Raw genomic sequence first — 15,817 nt, forward strand, 5'->3', positions numbered from 1 at the left:
TGAGGGGGAGGTGTCCGCGAAGCGGACGGAGGGGGTCGCCGCGGAAGGCGCCGCCCAGTCATCAGGCGCCGGAGCGTCGAGCACTGCCGCGAGGACCCCTCCCGACCGGGCTTCACCCGGCCACCCTCCCCTCAAGGGGGAGGGAAACCGGCGTCAATCCACTGTCAACATTTGCTGCGTCGGCGACGACGACCAGTCTATCTATGGCTGGCGCGGCGCCGAGGTCGACAATATCCTGCGCTTCGACAAGGATTTTCCCGGCGCCACCATCATCAGGCTGGAGCGCAACTACCGCTCCACCGCGCATATACTGGGTGCGGCTTCGCATCTCATCGCCCACAATGAGGGCCGCTTCGGCAAGACGCTGTTCACCGACCGCAACGACCCCGAGGACGACAAGGTGCATGTCCATGCCGCCTGGGATTCGGAGGAAGAGGCGCGCGCCATCGGCGAGGCGATCGAGGCCTACCAGCGGCAAAAGCACAACCTCAACGATATGGCGATCCTGGTGCGCGCGTCCTTCCAGATGCGCGCCTTCGAAGACCGCTTCATCACGCTCGGCTTGAGCTACCGAGTCATCGGCGGCCCGCGCTTCTACGAACGGTTGGAAATCCGCGACGCGCTGGCCTTCTTCCGCGTCGTCGCCAACAGCGGCGACGACCTTGCCTTCGAGCGCATTGTCAACGTGCCGAAGCGCGGGCTCGGCGAAGCCACCATCCGCCAGATCCACGACACCGCGCGCGCCATGCAAATCCCGATGCTTGAGGCCGCGGCGACACTCGCCGAAAGCGACGAGTTGAAGCCGAAGCCGCGCGCCGCGCTGCGCGAGGTCGCGGCCAATTTCGAGCGCTGGCAGAAGGCGCTGGAGACCACGCCGCACACCGAGCTCGCCGAGACCATCCTCGAGGAGAGCGGCTACACCGACATGTGGAAGAACGACCGTTCGGCCGAAGCGCCCGGGCGGCTGGAGAACCTCAAGGAACTGATCCGCTCCATGGAGGAGTATGAATCCCTGCGTTCGTTCCTCGAGCATGTCGCGCTGGTCATGGAGGCAGAGCAGGGCGAATCGCTCGATGCGGTCTCCATCATGACGCTGCATTCGGCGAAAGGGCTTGAATTCGAGACCGTATTCTTGCCCGGCTGGGAGGAAGGTCTGTTCCCGCATCAGCGCGCGCTGGACGAAGGCGGCCGCTCCGGCCTCGAGGAAGAACGCCGCCTCGCCTATGTCGGCCTGACGCGCGCGAAAAAGAACCTGCACGTCTGGTTCGTCTCAAACCGCCAGATCCACGGCCTGTGGCAATCGACCATTCCGTCGCGTTTCGTCAATGAATTGCCGGAAGCCCATGTCGATGTCGCCGATGGCGGCAATTCCTATGGCGGCTATGGCAATCCCTATGGCGGCGGCTCCTTCGCCTCAGGCCGCGGCGGCGGCGGCCGGCAGAATCCCTACGGCGCCTCGCGCTTCGACAATATCGGCGCGGAAAAATCCGGCAGCTTCTCCAACACCTATGCGACACCCGGCTGGCAGCGCGCGCAGGCGAACCGCACCGAAGCGACCGACCGCAACTGGGGCACACGCTCCGGCCACCAGGTCGAACGCATCGGCTATGGCGAGACCGACAGCGGCTATGGCGCCGGCCGCACCTCGGTGAAAGGCCGCACCATCGAAGGCGAGCTGGTCGCCAAATCGGTCGCCGACACACCTTCGCCATTCAAGCTCGGCGACCGCGTCTTCCACCAGAAATTCGGCAACGGCAATATCGCCGCCATCGACGGCAACAAGCTGACCATCGACTTTGACAAGGCCGGCCAGAAACGTGTGCTGGACGGGTTTGTCACCAGCGTTTGAGCGGCGGCCGCCAACGGATTACCGTCCGAAAACCGCAGCCTCTCAGCGATACCGCGCCTGGTTCCATTTGTGGCCGAGCAGGGACAGGATGATGATCAGCCCGTTGAAGAACTGCACGTAGAAGCCGCTGAGGCCCGCGGCGACGACGCCGGTCTGGATGAACGACACGGTGACCGCGCCGATCGCGCCGCCGACCACTGTGCCGATACCGCCCCAGGTCGGCGTGCCGCCGACGAACACCGATGCCAGCACCGGCAGCAGGTAGCCGTCGCCCGCCGTCGGCCACCAGGTGAAGTTGATCATCACCGAGAAGGTTCCGGCGATCGCCGCCCCGATGCCGGTGAAGACGAACACCTTGACCCGGACGCGCTGAACGTCGATGCCCATTTGCTTGGCGCTGTCCGGATTGTCGCCGACCACCTTGACCTGGGCGCCGAAGCGGTGGCGGTTGTAGAGCAGCGCCGAAAACACGACGAAGGCGATCGCCCAGAAGATCTGCACCGGGATGCCCCAGAGCTGGCCGGAGAAGATCGCGTAAGCTGAGCTGTCGGCCAGACTGGTCAGCGCCGTCGACTTGCCCTCGTTGATGATCTGGATCAGCCCGCGCAGCAGGAAGTTCATGCCGAGCGTGGCAATCAGCGACGACAGGCCGCCATAGACCACCAGCGATCCGACCAGGAAGCCGAGCAGCGTGCCGGTGAGAAGCGCCGCGGCGATGCCGAGGAACGGATCGTAGCCGGCCTGCACGACGATCGCGAAGGCCCATGAGGCGAAACCCATCGTCGCCGGGAACGATAGGTCGATCTCGCCGCAGGTGACTACGAAGACCAGCGGCACGACAACGAACAGCGCGACGGGAAGCGTCGTCAGCACCGAGCTGTAAAGATACCAGGTGGTGAAGACGGTCGGGTTGGCGATCATGAAGATCGCCATCATGACGATGAACACGGCGAGCGTGCCTAGCGCCGCGCGATTGTCGAGGACGAAGCCGCGCAGCCAGTGATCGGAAGGATGACTCCACTGCTTGCCTGATTCTGTCGGGCCGCTTGCCCTTCCCAGAGGTGTTTGCAGATCGGGTTCCATGGCCTTGCTCATCACGCTCTCTGCTCCGCTCCGCCCGCCTCGTGTAGCCCTGGCAGGCCACCCGGATGCGCGATCTCTTCCATAAAGTTGATGAGGTCGTCGGCTGACTTGACCTCGCTGCGGTCAGCCGTCAACGCCACCTTGCCGCGGTCGAGCACCACGAAGCGGTCGGCGATGTCGAAGACATGATGAATGTTGTGGCCGATGAACAGGATCGAGCGGCCACTCGCCCGCACCTGGCGCACGAAATGGAAGACCTTGGCGGTCTCCGTCAGCGACAGCGCCGTCGTCGGCTCGTCGAGGATAATCAGCTCCGCCTGCTTGTAGATGGCGCGCGCGATCGCCACACCCTGACGCTCGCCGCCCGAAAGCTGGCCGACGATGGAATGCGGCGTGAACACTTTCGAGGTGAAGCCGATCTCACGCATCAGCCGGCTTGCCTCCTCGATCTCCTTGCCGACCTTGAGCCAGCCCATGAAGCCGGTCAGCTCGCGGCCCATGAAGATGTTGCGCACGATCGTTTGCTGCACGGCCAAAGCCCGGTCCTGGAACACCGTCTCGATGCCGGCATCGCGCGAGCGGGCGGCACTCCATCCGGTCACCGGCTTGCCGCGTACGAGGATGTCGCCGCTGGTCGGCTTGACCACGCCGGATAGGATCTTGATCAGCGTCGATTTGCCGGCGCCGTTGTCGCCGATGAGCCCGACCACCTCGCCGCGGTCGACGCTGAGGTTGACGCCGCCCAGCGCATAGACCTGGCCATAGGATTTCGTGATGTCGCGCAGTTCGATGATGCGTTCGCCCATGCGATCCTCGCTTGAACTGTCTGTCTGCCGGCCGCTTGCCGGCGATCCGGCCGGCCGGGCGTATTCCCGGCCGGCAGCCTGGGAGGTTAGCGCAGCGCCTGCTTGGCGAGCTCCGAGACGACCTGATAATTTTCAGGCGTCACGAAACCGGCGCCGGTGTCGACATTCATCGGCGCCAGTCCGAGCACCACCTGCTGGCAGAGGCTGAGGATCGGCAGATAGCCCTGCAGGAACGGCTGCTGGTCGGCCGTGAGCTGCACCCAGCCGCCCTTGAAGCCTTCGACGATCTGCGGGCTGGTGTCGAAGCCGAAGTTGAAGATGTCGCCAGGCTTGCGTCCCGCCGCCTGCATATAGGTGGCGACGTTGCCGAGCATCTGTCCGCCGGGATAGCCGACCGCCTTGACGTCGGGGTGGTTGAGCAGAGCCGCGGTGATCACCGGAATGGCGAGGTTCGGATCGGACGCCCACTCGCCGCTCGGCGGCGAGGACAGCTGGATCACCTCGACACCCGCCTCCTTCAGCGCCGCGACCGTGCCGCGCTCGCGCGCACCGCGATTCTCGTTCTCGAACGGGCCGATCATGATCGCCTTGTCGCCGGCCTTGAGCTTGCCGAGCTTGAACGCCTCGGCGCCGAGCGCGCGGCCCTGCTGCTCCTGCTGCGCGCCGACATAGCCGCCGCCGAATGCTTCCACCACCTTCGGCACCGGCACGTTCTGGTACATCATCTTGATGCCGTCCTTATGCGCCTGCTCGGCCAGCGGCATGATCGCGGCATCGCCCGGATGGCCCATCATGGCGATGCCTTGCGGCTTGACCGCGACCGCCTCGCGCAATTGCTGCACCATCTTCTCGACATCCCACTGGGAGAAGATGTAGTCGACCTTCGGCCCAAGATCGGCCGCCGCCTGCTTGGCGCCATTGTAGACGATGGTGCCGAAGGCGTCGCCCTCGGCGCCGCCGACGAAGAAGCGGATATGGACGTCCTTGCACCATTGGGCGTCAAGCGCCTTTGCCGGCAAGGTGGAGATCGAGGCGCAGAGCGCCGCGGCGGCCGCCACGACGGTCGAGCGCAGAACAGTCCTTCTGGTCGTGATGCTCATGCACGTTCCTCCCTTTTGGTCCCTCGCAACGGAGGGTTTCGACGATTGCTTCGGCCGTAGTCTTGGTGGCCGGCTCCTCCCGCCGGCCGGTCCTCACACCGGATTGGGCAGGTAGCTGGCTCCTCCCCTGCACTGCTTCAGATAGCCCAGCGCCCGCACCTGACCGGTCATCTCGAGGTCGCCGCGATAGACCGGGTCGTGCCAGCCTTCGATGTCGATGGCGCCCTTGTAGCCGGCCAGCCGCAATTCGCTGATCACCCGGGTCCAGTCGCTGTCGCCGAAGCCGGGGCTGCGCATCTGCACGAATGGCAGGCGTCCGAACACGCCGTGCTCGCGGATCACGTCCCAGCGCACGGTGGCGTCCTTGCCGTGGACGTGGAAGATACGCGGCGCCCATTTGCGAATCTGCGGAATCGGGTCGATCAGATAGACGAGCTGGTGGCAGGGCTCCCATTCGAGCCCGAGATTGTCGTCGGGCAATTCGTTGAACATCAGCTCCCAGGCGTCCGGGTTGTGGGCGATGTTCCAGTCGCCGCTCGCCCAGTTGCCGTCCATCGCACAGTTCTCGAAGGCGATGCGCACGCCCTTGTCGGCGGCGCGCCTGGCCAGCGGCCCCCAGACCTCGCGGAAACGGGGCAGGCTGTCGGTCAGCGGTTTGCCGCGCAGCCGGCCGGTGAAGCCGCAGACCATCGTGGTGCCGAACAGATGTGCGTTGTCGATGACGGTCTCCCACGCCGCGAGCACGCCGCGGTCGACCTCGCCGTTCTCCAGCGGATTGCCGAACACGCCGATCGATGAGACGGCGACGTCCGCATCGCCGATCGCTTCGCGGATTTCGCCCGCCAGGCGCTTTAGGTCCTTGCCGCCCAGCGTCTGCCAGAAAAAGGGCTGGATGCTCTCGAAGCCGAGCGGCAGGATCTGTTTCACATAGACGGCCGGGTCGTCGAGATTGGCTCGCACCATGGCGCCGATCCTGATGTCGAGAAGCGGGTTCGGCATCACGGCGTTTCCTTTGCGATTGCGACGCGGCGTCCGGTCTCTGCGCTTTCGATGGCGCCAAAGACCATGGCTAGGCTTTTGATGTTGTCGGTGCCGCGCGTCTCCGGTTCGGTGCCGGTCTCGATCGCGCGCATGAAATCCTGGATGATGCCGAGATGGCCGTCGACTCTGTCGGCCGCGTCGAGCGCCGGCACCTCGATCGACTGGGTCTTGTCGATGATACCGTCGCGGCCGGATGCAACCACCTCGGCCTTCAACCCGTCATGCCCGTCCCACAACAGGCTGCCGCGCTCGGCGACGATGCGCCAGCTGCCTTCCCAACTCGTGCGGAAACCGTCCGCGCACCAGGAGCCGGCATAGGTGAAGACCTTGCCGCCGCCGAAATCGAACACCGCGCTGGCCGACGAGCCCTGACGGTACCAGGAATTGGCAGGCTCCCACTCCTGGCAATAGACGCCGGCCGGTTCGCCGGCGACCATGTAGCGGGCGGCGTCGAACGTGTGGATCGCCATGTCGAGCAAAAGCACGTGGCGCATCTCCTCGCGAAAGCCGCCGAAGTGCGGCGCGACGAAGAAGTCGGCATGGATGCTGGTCGGCTTGCCGATGGCGCCGGAATCGAGGAACCGCCGGATCCGCCTGACATTGGCGACATAGCGCCGGTTCTGAACCACGGCATGGACCCGCCCCGCGCGGCGCGCCGCTTCGATGATGGCGCGCGCATTTTCTGGGCTGTCGGCAAGCGGCTTTTCGGTGAGCAGATGGCAGTTATGGGCAAAGGCCGAAAGCGCGACTTGGCGCCGCGCAGCAGGAACCACGACATCGAACACGGCATCGGGCCGGGTCTGATCGAGAACGGCATCGAGGCTGGTGCCGATGACGGCATTGGGGAGCTCGTACTCGCGCGCCCTCGCCTGCGCCCGCTCGGCATCGAGATCGACAAGGCCGGCAATGGCAAGCCCGTCGATCTGCCTCGCGGCATCGAGCCACTGCCTGCTCATGGCTCCGCACCCGACCAGGACGACCTTCATCATCCAGCGCTCCTCCTCCGCTCGGCCCCTCCAGGCCGAGTGTCACGGCATTTCCGGCTTCACCGTAAACGTTTTTCCGTAAACGTTTACGAGAACACGCCCGATGGCGTAGAATGTCAATCACCTGCTCGCGAAAATCGACATCCACTGCTTGGCCTGAAGGACGGCCGGTGCTAGCGAAGTCAGGGGGAGAACCTGCCTTGGCGTCCAGCATCCACGATCTCGCGCGTCACCTGAACATTTCGATCGGCACCGTGTCGCGCGCGCTGAACGGCCGCGCCGACGTCAATGCGGAGACGCGCCAGCGCGTGCTCGAGGCGGCCAGGAAGCTGAACTATTCGCCCAACCAGTCGGGCCGCAGCCTGCGCCAGGGCGCCACCCGCTCGATCGCCTTCATGCTGCAACCGCATCCCGGCGACCAGCAATATGGCGAGCCGTTCTTCATTCCGTTCCTGACCGGCCTGCAGGCGCGGCTCGCCGAGCATGAGTTGGATCTGATGGTCGTCATGGGCGAGCCCGGCCAGTATCAGCAGGAGCGGCTGCGCCGCGTGGTTGAGACGCGCCGGGCCGACGCGGTCGTGTTGGCCAATACACGGCGGGAAGACGATCGGATCGACTATCTGAGCAAGGCCGGCTTTCCCTTCGCCACGCTTGGCCGAAGTCAATCCGGCGGCGACACCTATCCTTCGCTCGATATCGATTTCGAGAGGGCGGGTGATGAAGCCGTCGACCGGCTGGTTGCGCGCGGCCACCGCCGCATAGCTGCCATCCGCCCTTCGCTTGATCTCAACTTCGGCTACCTGTTCCTCGACGGCTACCGCAAGGCTCTGAAGCGGCATGGCATCGAGGTCGACCCCGGCCTGATCGCCGACGGCTTCATCAACGAGACCGGCGGCTACCAGGTGACGCCGCGTGTGATGCTCTCCAAGGACCGGCCGACAGCCATCATCTTCAACAATGACGCGATGGCGCTCGGCGGCTGCAAGGCACTGGCCGAGATGGGCATCAGGCCCGGCCACGACATCGCGGTGATCGTCATCGTCGACACGCCGCTCTGCCGCTACTTCTCGCCGACGCTGACCGCCTTCCGTCCGGCGCTGGAGCCGATGGGCCGGCGGCTGGCCGAGATGCTGCTGGCGTCACTCCCGGCCCATGCCGGTCCGGAGGGGCCACGCACGATCCGCGAAGTCTGGCCGCTGGAGCTCGTCGCGCGCGAGAGCGATTGAGCACCTCTCCTTCTCCCCTTGCGGGAGAAGGTGTCGCCGAAGGCGACGGATGAGGGGTGCTCCAGAGAAAGCCAACGTCTCGCTCCGCTGGAACACCCCTCATCCGTCTCGACGCTGCGCGCCGATCCACCTTCTCCCACATGGGGAGAAGGAAGGAGCCCCACTCCTGTCACGCAAGTATCATGTTCGCGTCCTAGACCCGATGTGACACCATTCCGGCTCTGCTCGTCACATGGCGACATCATGAAGCACCTCAACCGAACCGTCGCGCTTGGCGCGGCAATCGCCCTGTTCACCGTGCTGAGCCCTGCGCTCGCCGAGGGTGTTGGCTATGTCAACAAGGGGCTGGTCGGCGTTGGCCGCATCCCCGCCAGCCAGAAGGACAAGTTCGGCGAGACCTTTGGTTCGGGCTCCGGCATGGCGATCGACGCCAAGAGCTGGGCGCGTGACGGCGCCGGCTACAAAGGCTCGCTCTGGCTGCTGCCGGACCGCGGCTACAACGTCGCCGGCACCACCGACTACCGGCCCCGCTTGAACACCATTGCAATCGAGCTGACCCCGACCGCTCCGGGTGCTGCGCCCGCCGCCGGCCAGGAACAGTCGGGCGTCAAGGCAACGCTCGTCGACACGATGCTCCTGACCGACGACAACGGCGCCGACGCCACCGGCCTCGATCCGCTCAACGGCGTGCGCCCCGCTGCCGGCGACATGCCGATCCTGCCGCAGGCCGACAACGGCAAGCTTTCGCTCGACGACGAGGCGGTCGTGCGCCTGCCCGACGGCATCATGTTCATTTCCGACGAATATGGCCCCAACATCTATCGCTTTTCGGCCGACGGCAGCCTGATGTCGGCGACGCAGCCGCCGGCGGCCCTGGTGCCGATGCGCCATGGCAAGCCGAACTTCGCTTCCGACAATCCTGGCCCGGGTGCCGCCGAGCCGGATCCCAAGGATCCCGAGACTGGCCGCCAGAACAATCAAGGCCTCGAAGGCATGTCGATGACGCCGGACGGCAAGTTCCTGATCGCCGTGCTGCAGTCGGCGCCGCGCCAGGATGGCGGCGATTCCGGCTCGACCCGCCGGAACACCCGCGCGCTGGTCTATGACGCCTCCGACCTCGCCCACCTCAAGCTGGCGCACGAATATGTCGTACCGCTGCCGGTGTTCAAGGACGCCAAGGGCAAGGCCAAGGTGGCCGCGCAGAGCGAGATCGTGGCGCTGTCCGACAAGAGCTTTTTGATGCTGGCACGCGACAGCGGCAACGGCCAGGGGCTGAAGGAGGCCGAGTCGGTCTACCGCAAGATCCAGATCGTCGACCTTTCCGCCGCCACCGATATCGCCAACGGCCCGTTCGACGCCGCCGACAAGCCGGTTGCGCCGAAAGGCGTGCTCGATCCGTCGGTGACGCCGGCCAAGCTCACCTCGTTCATCGACATCAACGACAAGGGCGAACTCGGCCGTTTCGGCTTGCACAACGGCGCGCCGAACGACAGGAACAACCTCTCGGAGAAGTGGGAGGCGATGTCGCTGGTGAGCGTGCTGGACCCGAAGCTGCCCGACGACTATTTCCTGTTCGTCGCCAACGACAACGACTTTCTCACCCAGGACGGCTTCCAGGTCGGTGCCCCGTACAAGGCCGAGGATGGCGCCGATGTCGACACCACCTTCCTGGTCTATCAGGTTACCCTGCCCGGCCTGTCGGGGAACAGTCTCGCCGCAAACTAGTTGCGATTACCTGGTTTACGCCGGACAGGCTGTTCGAGCGGCTCGTGGAAAAATAGCGGATTCTTACTCCCGCATCGCTTTCAGTTTTTCGGCCGCCGAGGCGGCAAGGTCGGCATAGCGCTCTTCCAGCCGCTCTGCGGCCTTGATGACGGGAAAGTCAGGGCCGAACTTCTCCAGCGCCAGGCGCAGCTTTTCCGCGAAGTCCGCCTGTTGCTCCAGTGCCGAAAACAGGGTCTTGACCTGCGCCTCGCTGATATCGGGGTTGGCGAGCATCTTCGGCACATCCCGGCCCATCTGTTCGCCGGTGGCGGTCTGCTCCTTCAGGATTCCGATCCAATCGGTCAATGCCGAACTCCTTTTCCGGCAGCATGCGCGGGGCAAGCTGCTGCGGTCCACCCATTGGCGGTACCGCCGTCGATCATTGCAGCGATCAAGGCTTGCCTCGCCCCTGACCGGCGTTAAGTTCGGCTCGACCCGGAATAAGGACATCAACCATGACCAGCGACGCCGAAATCCAGACCGCCCTGCCCGCTTTCGCCTCCGGCAATGTCGCCGTCATCACCGGCGGCGCCAGCGGCATAGGCCTGGCCGCCGCGAAGCGCTTCGCGGCCATGGGCATGAAGACCGTGCTTGCCGACATAGGCGGCGTGCGCCTCGACCAGGCCCGGCAGGCGGTCGCCGTCATTGCCGGGGACGATGCCGTTCTCCCTATCCCCACCGATGTCTCCAAGGCCGACGAAGTCGACCGGCTCGCGGAACTCACCTACGGTGCATTCGGTGCGGTTTCGGTGCTGATGAACAATGCCGGCGTCGGCAACAATCCCGGCAAGCCGTGGGAAAACCGTGAAGCCTGGAAACGGCTGCTGGACATCAATTTCTGGGGCGTCGTGCATGGTGTCGAGGCCTTTGCGCCGCGCATGCTGGCTGCGGGCGAGCCCGGCCTGATCATCAACACCGGATCCAAGCAAGGCATCACCACGCCGCCCGGCAATCTCGCCTACAACGTCTCCAAGGCGGGCGTGAAGACCTTCACCGAGGGCCTGGCCCATGCGCTGCGCAACGAGCCTGGAGCGAAGCTTTCCGCGCATTTGCTCATCCCCGGCTTCACCTATACCGGCCTGACCGAGGGCGCGACGGAAAAGCCGGCCGGCGCCTGGACGGGCGAGCAGGTGATCGATTTCATGCTGGCATCGCTCAAGCAGGACGACTTCTACATCCTTTGCCCGGACAACGAGGTCGCTCGGCCCATGGATGAAAAGCGCATGGCCTGGGCGATCGGCGACATCATCGAAAACCGCCCAGCTTTGTCGCGCTGGCATCCGGATCACAAGGACGCTTTCGCCGCCTTTATGAACCGCTGACGGGCCGTTCAGGCGGCGCCTTCTTCTTGGAGCTTGCCTTCCCTGGCACGGTCTTCTTGGCGGCCGCCTCAGCGATCTTGCGGTCGCGCCCGGAACCGTTTTTTATCGTCATAGCCTGCTTGGCCGCTGTTTCGGCGATCTTGCGGTCGTGCCGTTTTGCCGCCGCTTCGCATTTGGCGCGGATCTCCTCGACCTCCGATTCCGTCAGGTGCTCGATGCCGATGAAATGGTTGTGGGCCTCGCTGACGCGAATCAACTCGTCGAGCTTGGTCTGGATTGCGGCGCCATCGCGGTTCTGCGTGTTCTGGATCAGGAACACCATCAGGAAGGTGATGATGGTTGTCCCCGTGTTGATCACCAGTTGCCAGGTATCGGAGAAGCCGAAGACCGGGCCAGTCGCCGCCCAGATCACCACGATCAGAACGCAGACGGCAAAAGTCAAAGGCATACCGGCCAGGTGAGCCACCCAATTGGCAACCTTGGTGAAAAGCTTTTCGATCATCCAGTCCTCACAAAACGCAAGAGCGCGGCATTTCGAGAGAAACAAGGGCAGGCCTCTCCGGTTCCCGCCGGCCCGATTTTCCGCCTGCAATCGCATACACGCGAGAGGCGCATGACGACGAAAAAACACCTTATGCGTTGTTGCCATGGTGCCGGTGCAGGTCGAAAAGCCTGCTCGTTCCGCTTCACGGCGGCTTACCTCCGGCCCCTTCCGCCGGGCCACCCCCGCATGGCGGAAGGGCCGCGCTTCACGGGTTCAGGTCGCGGCGTTTTCCCAACGATCGAGGAAGGCCTCGATCGGCAACGACTGCATGTCCGGGATCGCCCTGGCGAGTTTTTCCGGCGTCCAGTCCCACCAGGCGAGGTCTTCAATGCGCGCCGCCACGTCGGCGCTAAAGCGCTGGCGCAAGGGTTTGGCCGGAACGCCGGCGACGACAGCGTAAGGCGGCACGTCATGCGTCACCGCCGCGTTGGCACCGATGACGGCGCCATTGCCGATCGTGATGCCTGGCATGATGACGGCGCCATGGCCGATCCAGACATCGTGCCCGATGCTGACCGGCTTTGCCTGCCGCCGCTCTCGAAATGCCGCGTCGACGCCAAGCCAGCGGAAATATTCGTTGGGCCGGTAGCTCGCTTTGTGCTGGGTCAGCCGCTCGATCGGATGCTCGAGCGCGTTGATGCGGCTGTTGGCGGCAATCGAGCAGAACTTGCCGATCGTCGTGTAGATCGCTTCCGAATGACGCTCGAAATAGGAAAAATCGCCGACCGTCACGTCGCGCAGGATCACCCGCTCGCCGATCGATGCACAGCGGCCAAGCTTGCACCCCTTCAACTCCGCGGTCGGATGGATGCGCGGCTCGGGATCCTTCGCAACGAGATGTTCAGGACGGTCCATGGCGCGGCTTTACGCCCGAGCGATTGCCCCGGCAAGCGGGACCAATCATCCGGGCGGATCGGAGCCTAATTGCGGCTTGCCCTTGGTCCACACGACGTTCTGGCCATAGAGCGGCACGGTCGTGACCGACATCTTCGCCGAGCCGTTCTGGACCTGGCGCGAATGCGAGAGATAGATCAGCGTCTCGTTCTTCTTGTCGTAGATGCGGTTCACCACCTGTTTCTTCCAGATCAGGCTGAGGCCCTGCTTGAACACCTCTTCGCCGCGCTCGCTCATGTCGATGTCGCCGATGGTGATCGGCCCGGTCTGGCGGCAGGAGATCGACGAGTCCGACGGATCTTCGAACCAGTTGCCCTTGTGCAGCCGATCGATGATGCTGCGGTCGAAATAGGCGACGTGGCAGGTGACGCCGTCGACCTTTGGATCCTTGATCGCATCGATCATGATGTCGTTGCCGACCCAGTCGACGCCGACCTTGCCGACCTCGTCCGCCATCGCTGCGCCGGCGCCGAGGGCAATGCAGGCGGCAATCAAGCCGATCAGTTTTCGCAAGGAAGCCTCCTCGGGTTTTGCGTTTAGCCGATGTCAGGTGGGACAGGACAATGGCATTTGCAAGCCATTCGATGATCGTCGCGACGGAGGCGGCAGGTCTCGTGGTTGCGGCAACGCGACCTCTTTGCGCGCGCGCCGCCAAACCGCTAAGACTGTCGCCGAACAGGCTCGCGCCGGATCCGCCGGGCCGCGACGATCGCAACGGATAGTTTCTGATGATGCGCTCAATTCTGGTCGGCATCCTCGTCCTGATGGCGGCGGGCATCGGCTGGCTCACTTTCGACTGGTATCGCGGCCATTATGGCGGCCAGCCCTACGGCGCACCGTTCACACTGATCGACCAGAAGAGCGCGCCGATCACCGAGGCCGCGTTCCGGGGCCACCCAAGCGTCGTCTTCTTCGGCTTCACTCATTGTCCGGAAGTCTGCCCGACAACGCTGTTCGAAATGGCCGGCTGGCTGAAGACGATGGGCGACAGCGGCAAGAACCTCAACGCCTACTTCGTCACGGTCGACCCGGAGCGGGACACGCCGCAGATCATCAATTCCTACGTCGGCAATTTCTCCGACCGCATCACCGGCATCACCGGCGATCCGGACAAGGTGCATGCAATGGCCAAGGCCTTCGGCATCTACTGGAAGAAGGTCGACACCGGCGACGGCGATTACACGATGGACCACACGGCCTCCGTGCTGCTCCTCAACGCCAAGGGCGAGTTCGCCGGCACCATCGCCTATGGCGAAAGCGCCGACACGGCTATTGCGAAGCTGAAGCGGCTCGCAGCAGGCGGCCAGGCGTGATCCCGAACCGAAGGTTTGCGTAGCAACAAGTGGAACCGGTTCTCGGAAATGATCACGCTCAAACATGAGTCGCCCTGATGGGGCAGACCAGGTTCCATTTCACGGCGGGCAAGGCCGAGGCTGACCGCATCTTCGCGGCGCTTGATGCAGCTTTCGAGGACGAAGGCCTGCCGCTTGCCCTGCTGGAGGTCGACGAGGCCAATGACATCCACGAAGTGTCGCTCTATGCCGATGGCGATGTCGATGCCGTCGCAGTCCGGATCAACGGCATACTCGCGGACCTGGCCCTGCCGAAGCAGGTCGAGCGCGAGGCGCTCCCCGACATCGACTGGGTTGCACGCTCGCTCGAAGGACTGAAGCCGGTCCGCGCCGGGCGTTTCTTTGTCCACGGCGCGCATGATCGCGACAAGCGCCGCAGCGGTGACCTCGCCATTGAGATCGAGGCGGGTCTTGCCTTCGGCACCGGCCATCACGGCACCACGGCCGGCTGCCTCGAACTGCTGGAACAGGTGGTGCTGCGCGAACGCCCCGGCAACGCGCTCGACCTCGGCACCGGCAGTGCCGTGCTGGCGATAGCGCTGGCCAAGCTCGCGCACATCCCGGTGCTGGCGACCGACATCGATCCGGTGGCCGTTCGCGTCGCTGCGACCAATGCGCGACTGAACCGAGTGAAGGCGCTTGTCGAGACGGTGACGGCGCCCGGCTTCCACCATCCGATCTTCTCTAGGCGCGCGCCCTTCGACCTCATCGTCGCCAATATCCTGGCGCGCCCGCTGATGCGGTTGGCGCCCGAGATGGCCAGGCACATCAAGCTCGGCGGCTCGCTGGTGCTCTCCGGCATTCTCGACCGTCAGCGCGATGCGGTGATCTCGGCCTATGTCGGCCAAAGCTTCCGCCACGTCCGCACCTTGCACCGCGAGGGCTGGGTGACCATCCACCTCAAGCGCTGAAAACCGGATCGTTCAAGACTGGCCCTGTCGAAATCGATTCCGGTTTCGAAGACCTTGCGCTACGGTCGCGCGAGCCATTCCAGGAGATGCGGCAAAATGTTCCAGACCTTTGATTCCGCCGGCGATCCGGCTATCGGCAAGCCGCGCGTGGCGACGCTGCGCCAATGGCTGGCCGAGAACAAGCTGGACGGCTTCATGGTGCCGCGCGCCGACGAGCATCAGGGCGAATATGTCGCCGACCGCTCGGCCCGGCTGAAATGGCTGACCGGCTTTTCCGGCTCAGCCGGCGTCGCCATCATCCTGCGCGACCGCGCCTTCATCTTCGTTGACGGCCGCTACACGCTGCAGGTACGCAATGAGGTCGATCTTTCGATCTTCACCGTCGAGAGCCTCGTCGACAATCCGCCGGCCTCCTGGATCAAGGACAATCTCGGCAAAGGGGCCAGGCTCGGCTTCGACCCTTGGCTGCACACGATCGGCGAGATCAAGGCATTGAAAGCCTCGGCCGAGCAGTCCGGCGCGAAACTGGTGCCGCTCGACAAGAATCCGATCGACATCATCTGGGAAGATCAGCCCGAGCCGCCGCGCGCACCGGTGGAACTCCACCCGATCGCCTTCGCCGGCGAGCTCGCCAAGGACAAGCTGGCGCGGCTGGCGGGCGCGATCGAAAAGGAGGGCGCGACGCACGCCGTGCTCACCGACCCTTCTTCCATCGCCTGGGCCTTCAACATCCGCGGCGGTGATGTGGCGCATACGCCGCTGGCGCTCGGCTTCGCCATTCTTGCCGCCGACGGCAAGCATCAACTCTTTATGGACCAGCGCAAATTTTCGCGCCAGGTCGCGGCCTATCTCACCCAGCTTGCCGATCCGCACGATCCAGGCGAATTCGAAGCGGCGGTCGCCAACCTCGCCAAGGGCGGCGCAAAAATCGCGCTCGAT

15 protein-coding genes and 1 pseudogene are annotated in these 15,817 nt (G+C 64.6%); 7 read left to right on the plus strand and 9 right to left on the minus strand.

From position 1 onward, the window contains the following. A partial coding sequence (locus tag EOA49_RS23675) for a 3'-5' exonuclease (protein ID WP_245460775.1) occupies window positions 1–1,849 on the plus strand: 1,849 nt, incomplete at its 5' end. Between the two features lie 42 nt (window positions 1,850–1,891). Here EOA49_RS23675 and EOA49_RS23680 read toward each other — a convergent pair. The 5 genes from EOA49_RS23680 to EOA49_RS23700 form a co-directional block, all read right to left on the minus strand. Continuing rightward, complete coding sequence (locus tag EOA49_RS23680; RefSeq protein ID WP_095779023.1) at window positions 1,892–2,944, minus strand: ABC transporter permease; 1,053 nt, start codon at window positions 2,942–2,944, stop codon at window positions 1,892–1,894. After that, window positions 2,944–3,738, minus strand: a complete 795-nt coding sequence (locus tag EOA49_RS23685; RefSeq protein WP_127240840.1) for an ATP-binding cassette domain-containing protein — start codon at window positions 3,736–3,738, stop codon at window positions 2,944–2,946. Before EOA49_RS23685 ends, EOA49_RS23680 begins: the two co-directional genes overlap by 1 nt. 86 nt (window positions 3,739–3,824) lie before the next feature. Beyond that, window positions 3,825–4,838, minus strand: coding sequence for a substrate-binding domain-containing protein (locus tag EOA49_RS23690; RefSeq protein ID WP_066990822.1), 1,014 nt, complete (start codon window positions 4,836–4,838; stop codon window positions 3,825–3,827). Between the two features lie 93 nt (window positions 4,839–4,931). Then, on the minus strand, window positions 4,932–5,837 hold the full coding sequence (locus tag EOA49_RS23695) for a sugar phosphate isomerase/epimerase (RefSeq protein ID WP_206519912.1): 906 nt from the start codon (window positions 5,835–5,837) through the stop codon (window positions 4,932–4,934). Next, on the minus strand, window positions 5,837–6,868 hold the full coding sequence (locus EOA49_RS23700) for a Gfo/Idh/MocA family oxidoreductase (protein ID WP_127215480.1): 1,032 nt from the start codon (window positions 6,866–6,868) through the stop codon (window positions 5,837–5,839). Before EOA49_RS23700 ends, EOA49_RS23695 begins: the two co-directional genes overlap by 1 nt. A 197-nt stretch (window positions 6,869–7,065) precedes the next feature. Between EOA49_RS23700 and EOA49_RS23705 the strand changes: the two genes are divergently transcribed. Both EOA49_RS23705 and EOA49_RS23710 read left to right on the plus strand, forming a co-directional pair. Next, complete coding sequence (locus EOA49_RS23705; protein ID WP_095783804.1) at window positions 7,066–8,091, plus strand: LacI family DNA-binding transcriptional regulator; 1,026 nt, start codon at window positions 7,066–7,068, stop codon at window positions 8,089–8,091. 243 nt (window positions 8,092–8,334) lie between these two features. After that, the gene (locus EOA49_RS23710) at window positions 8,335–9,816 is read left to right on the plus strand and encodes an esterase-like activity of phytase family protein (RefSeq protein WP_127240838.1); all 1,482 of its coding nucleotides are present in this window, start codon (window positions 8,335–8,337) and stop codon (window positions 9,814–9,816) included. A 63-nt stretch (window positions 9,817–9,879) separates the two neighbouring features. On the opposite strand, the gene EOA49_RS23715 is transcribed toward EOA49_RS23710, so the two are convergent. After that, complete coding sequence (locus EOA49_RS23715; protein WP_127240841.1) at window positions 9,880–10,161, minus strand: hypothetical protein; 282 nt, start codon at window positions 10,159–10,161, stop codon at window positions 9,880–9,882. Window positions 10,162–10,310: 149 nt separating this feature from the next. Here EOA49_RS23715 and EOA49_RS23720 point away from each other — a divergent pair, with 149 nt between their 5' ends. Further along, window positions 10,311–11,177: an SDR family NAD(P)-dependent oxidoreductase gene (locus EOA49_RS23720; RefSeq protein WP_127240837.1), complete on the plus strand. Its 867-nt coding sequence runs from the start codon at window positions 10,311–10,313 to the stop codon at window positions 11,175–11,177. Window positions 11,178–11,286: 109 nt separating this feature from the next. On the opposite strand, the pseudogene EOA49_RS23725 reads toward EOA49_RS23720, so the two are convergent. The 3 genes and pseudogenes from EOA49_RS23725 to EOA49_RS23735 form a co-directional block, all read right to left on the minus strand. After that, window positions 11,287–11,679: pseudogene (locus EOA49_RS23725) on the minus strand (low affinity iron permease family protein); the annotation flags it as partial. Between the two features lie 255 nt (window positions 11,680–11,934). Further along, a complete protein-coding gene (locus EOA49_RS23730) occupies window positions 11,935–12,576 on the minus strand; it encodes a DapH/DapD/GlmU-related protein (RefSeq protein ID WP_127240836.1) in 642 nt (213 codons plus the stop codon). Window positions 12,577–12,621: 45 nt separating this feature from the next. Next, window positions 12,622–13,071: a CreA family protein gene (locus tag EOA49_RS23735; protein WP_082980332.1), complete on the minus strand. Its 450-nt coding sequence runs from the start codon at window positions 13,069–13,071 to the stop codon at window positions 12,622–12,624. A gap of 272 nt (window positions 13,072–13,343) precedes the next feature. On the opposite strand from EOA49_RS23735, the gene EOA49_RS23740 reads away from it, so the two are divergent. From EOA49_RS23740 to EOA49_RS23750, 3 genes are all read left to right on the plus strand, one after another. Further along, complete coding sequence (locus EOA49_RS23740) at window positions 13,344–13,928, plus strand: SCO family protein (RefSeq protein ID WP_066990790.1); 585 nt, start codon at window positions 13,344–13,346, stop codon at window positions 13,926–13,928. A 77-nt stretch (window positions 13,929–14,005) separates the two neighbouring features. Continuing rightward, window positions 14,006–14,878 (plus strand): 50S ribosomal protein L11 methyltransferase, encoded by an 873-nt coding sequence (locus EOA49_RS23745; protein ID WP_095802429.1) that lies wholly within the window; start codon window positions 14,006–14,008, stop codon window positions 14,876–14,878. A 96-nt stretch (window positions 14,879–14,974) separates the two neighbouring features. Next, the coding region (locus EOA49_RS23750) for an aminopeptidase P family N-terminal domain-containing protein (protein WP_206520213.1) at window positions 14,975–15,817 on the plus strand (843 nt) is incomplete at its 3' end.

This window comes from Mesorhizobium sp. M1A.F.Ca.IN.020.04.1.1 (assembly GCF_003997315.1).
GTDB lineage: Bacteria > Pseudomonadota > Alphaproteobacteria > Rhizobiales > Rhizobiaceae > Mesorhizobium.

Bases quoted from the DNA above. Each gene is read 5' to 3' on its own strand.
- EOA49_RS23720 (WP_127240837.1), top strand. From the start codon at position 10,311: ATGACCAGCGACGCCGAAATCCAGACCGCCCTGCCCGCTTTCGCCTCC.
- EOA49_RS23730 (WP_127240836.1), bottom strand. From the start codon at position 12,576: ATGGACCGTCCTGAACATCTCGTTGCGAAGGATCCCGAGCCGCGCATC.
- EOA49_RS23695 (WP_206519912.1), bottom strand. From the start codon at position 5,837: ATGCCGAACCCGCTTCTCGACATCAGGATCGGCGCCATGGTGCGAGCC.
- EOA49_RS23700 (WP_127215480.1), bottom strand. From the start codon at position 6,868: ATGATGAAGGTCGTCCTGGTCGGGTGCGGAGCCATGAGCAGGCAGTGG.
- EOA49_RS23680 (WP_095779023.1), bottom strand. From the start codon at position 2,944: ATGAGCAAGGCCATGGAACCCGATCTGCAAACACCTCTGGGAAGGGCA.
- EOA49_RS23710 (WP_127240838.1), top strand. From the start codon at position 8,335: ATGAAGCACCTCAACCGAACCGTCGCGCTTGGCGCGGCAATCGCCCTG.
- EOA49_RS23740 (WP_066990790.1), top strand. From the start codon at position 13,344: ATGATGCGCTCAATTCTGGTCGGCATCCTCGTCCTGATGGCGGCGGGC.
- EOA49_RS23685 (WP_127240840.1), bottom strand. From the start codon at position 3,738: ATGGGCGAACGCATCATCGAACTGCGCGACATCACGAAATCCTATGGC.
- EOA49_RS23690 (WP_066990822.1), bottom strand. From the start codon at position 4,838: ATGAGCATCACGACCAGAAGGACTGTTCTGCGCTCGACCGTCGTGGCG.
- EOA49_RS23745 (WP_095802429.1), top strand. From the start codon at position 14,006: ATGGGGCAGACCAGGTTCCATTTCACGGCGGGCAAGGCCGAGGCTGAC.
- EOA49_RS23735 (WP_082980332.1), bottom strand. From the start codon at position 13,071: ATGGCGGACGAGGTCGGCAAGGTCGGCGTCGACTGGGTCGGCAACGAC.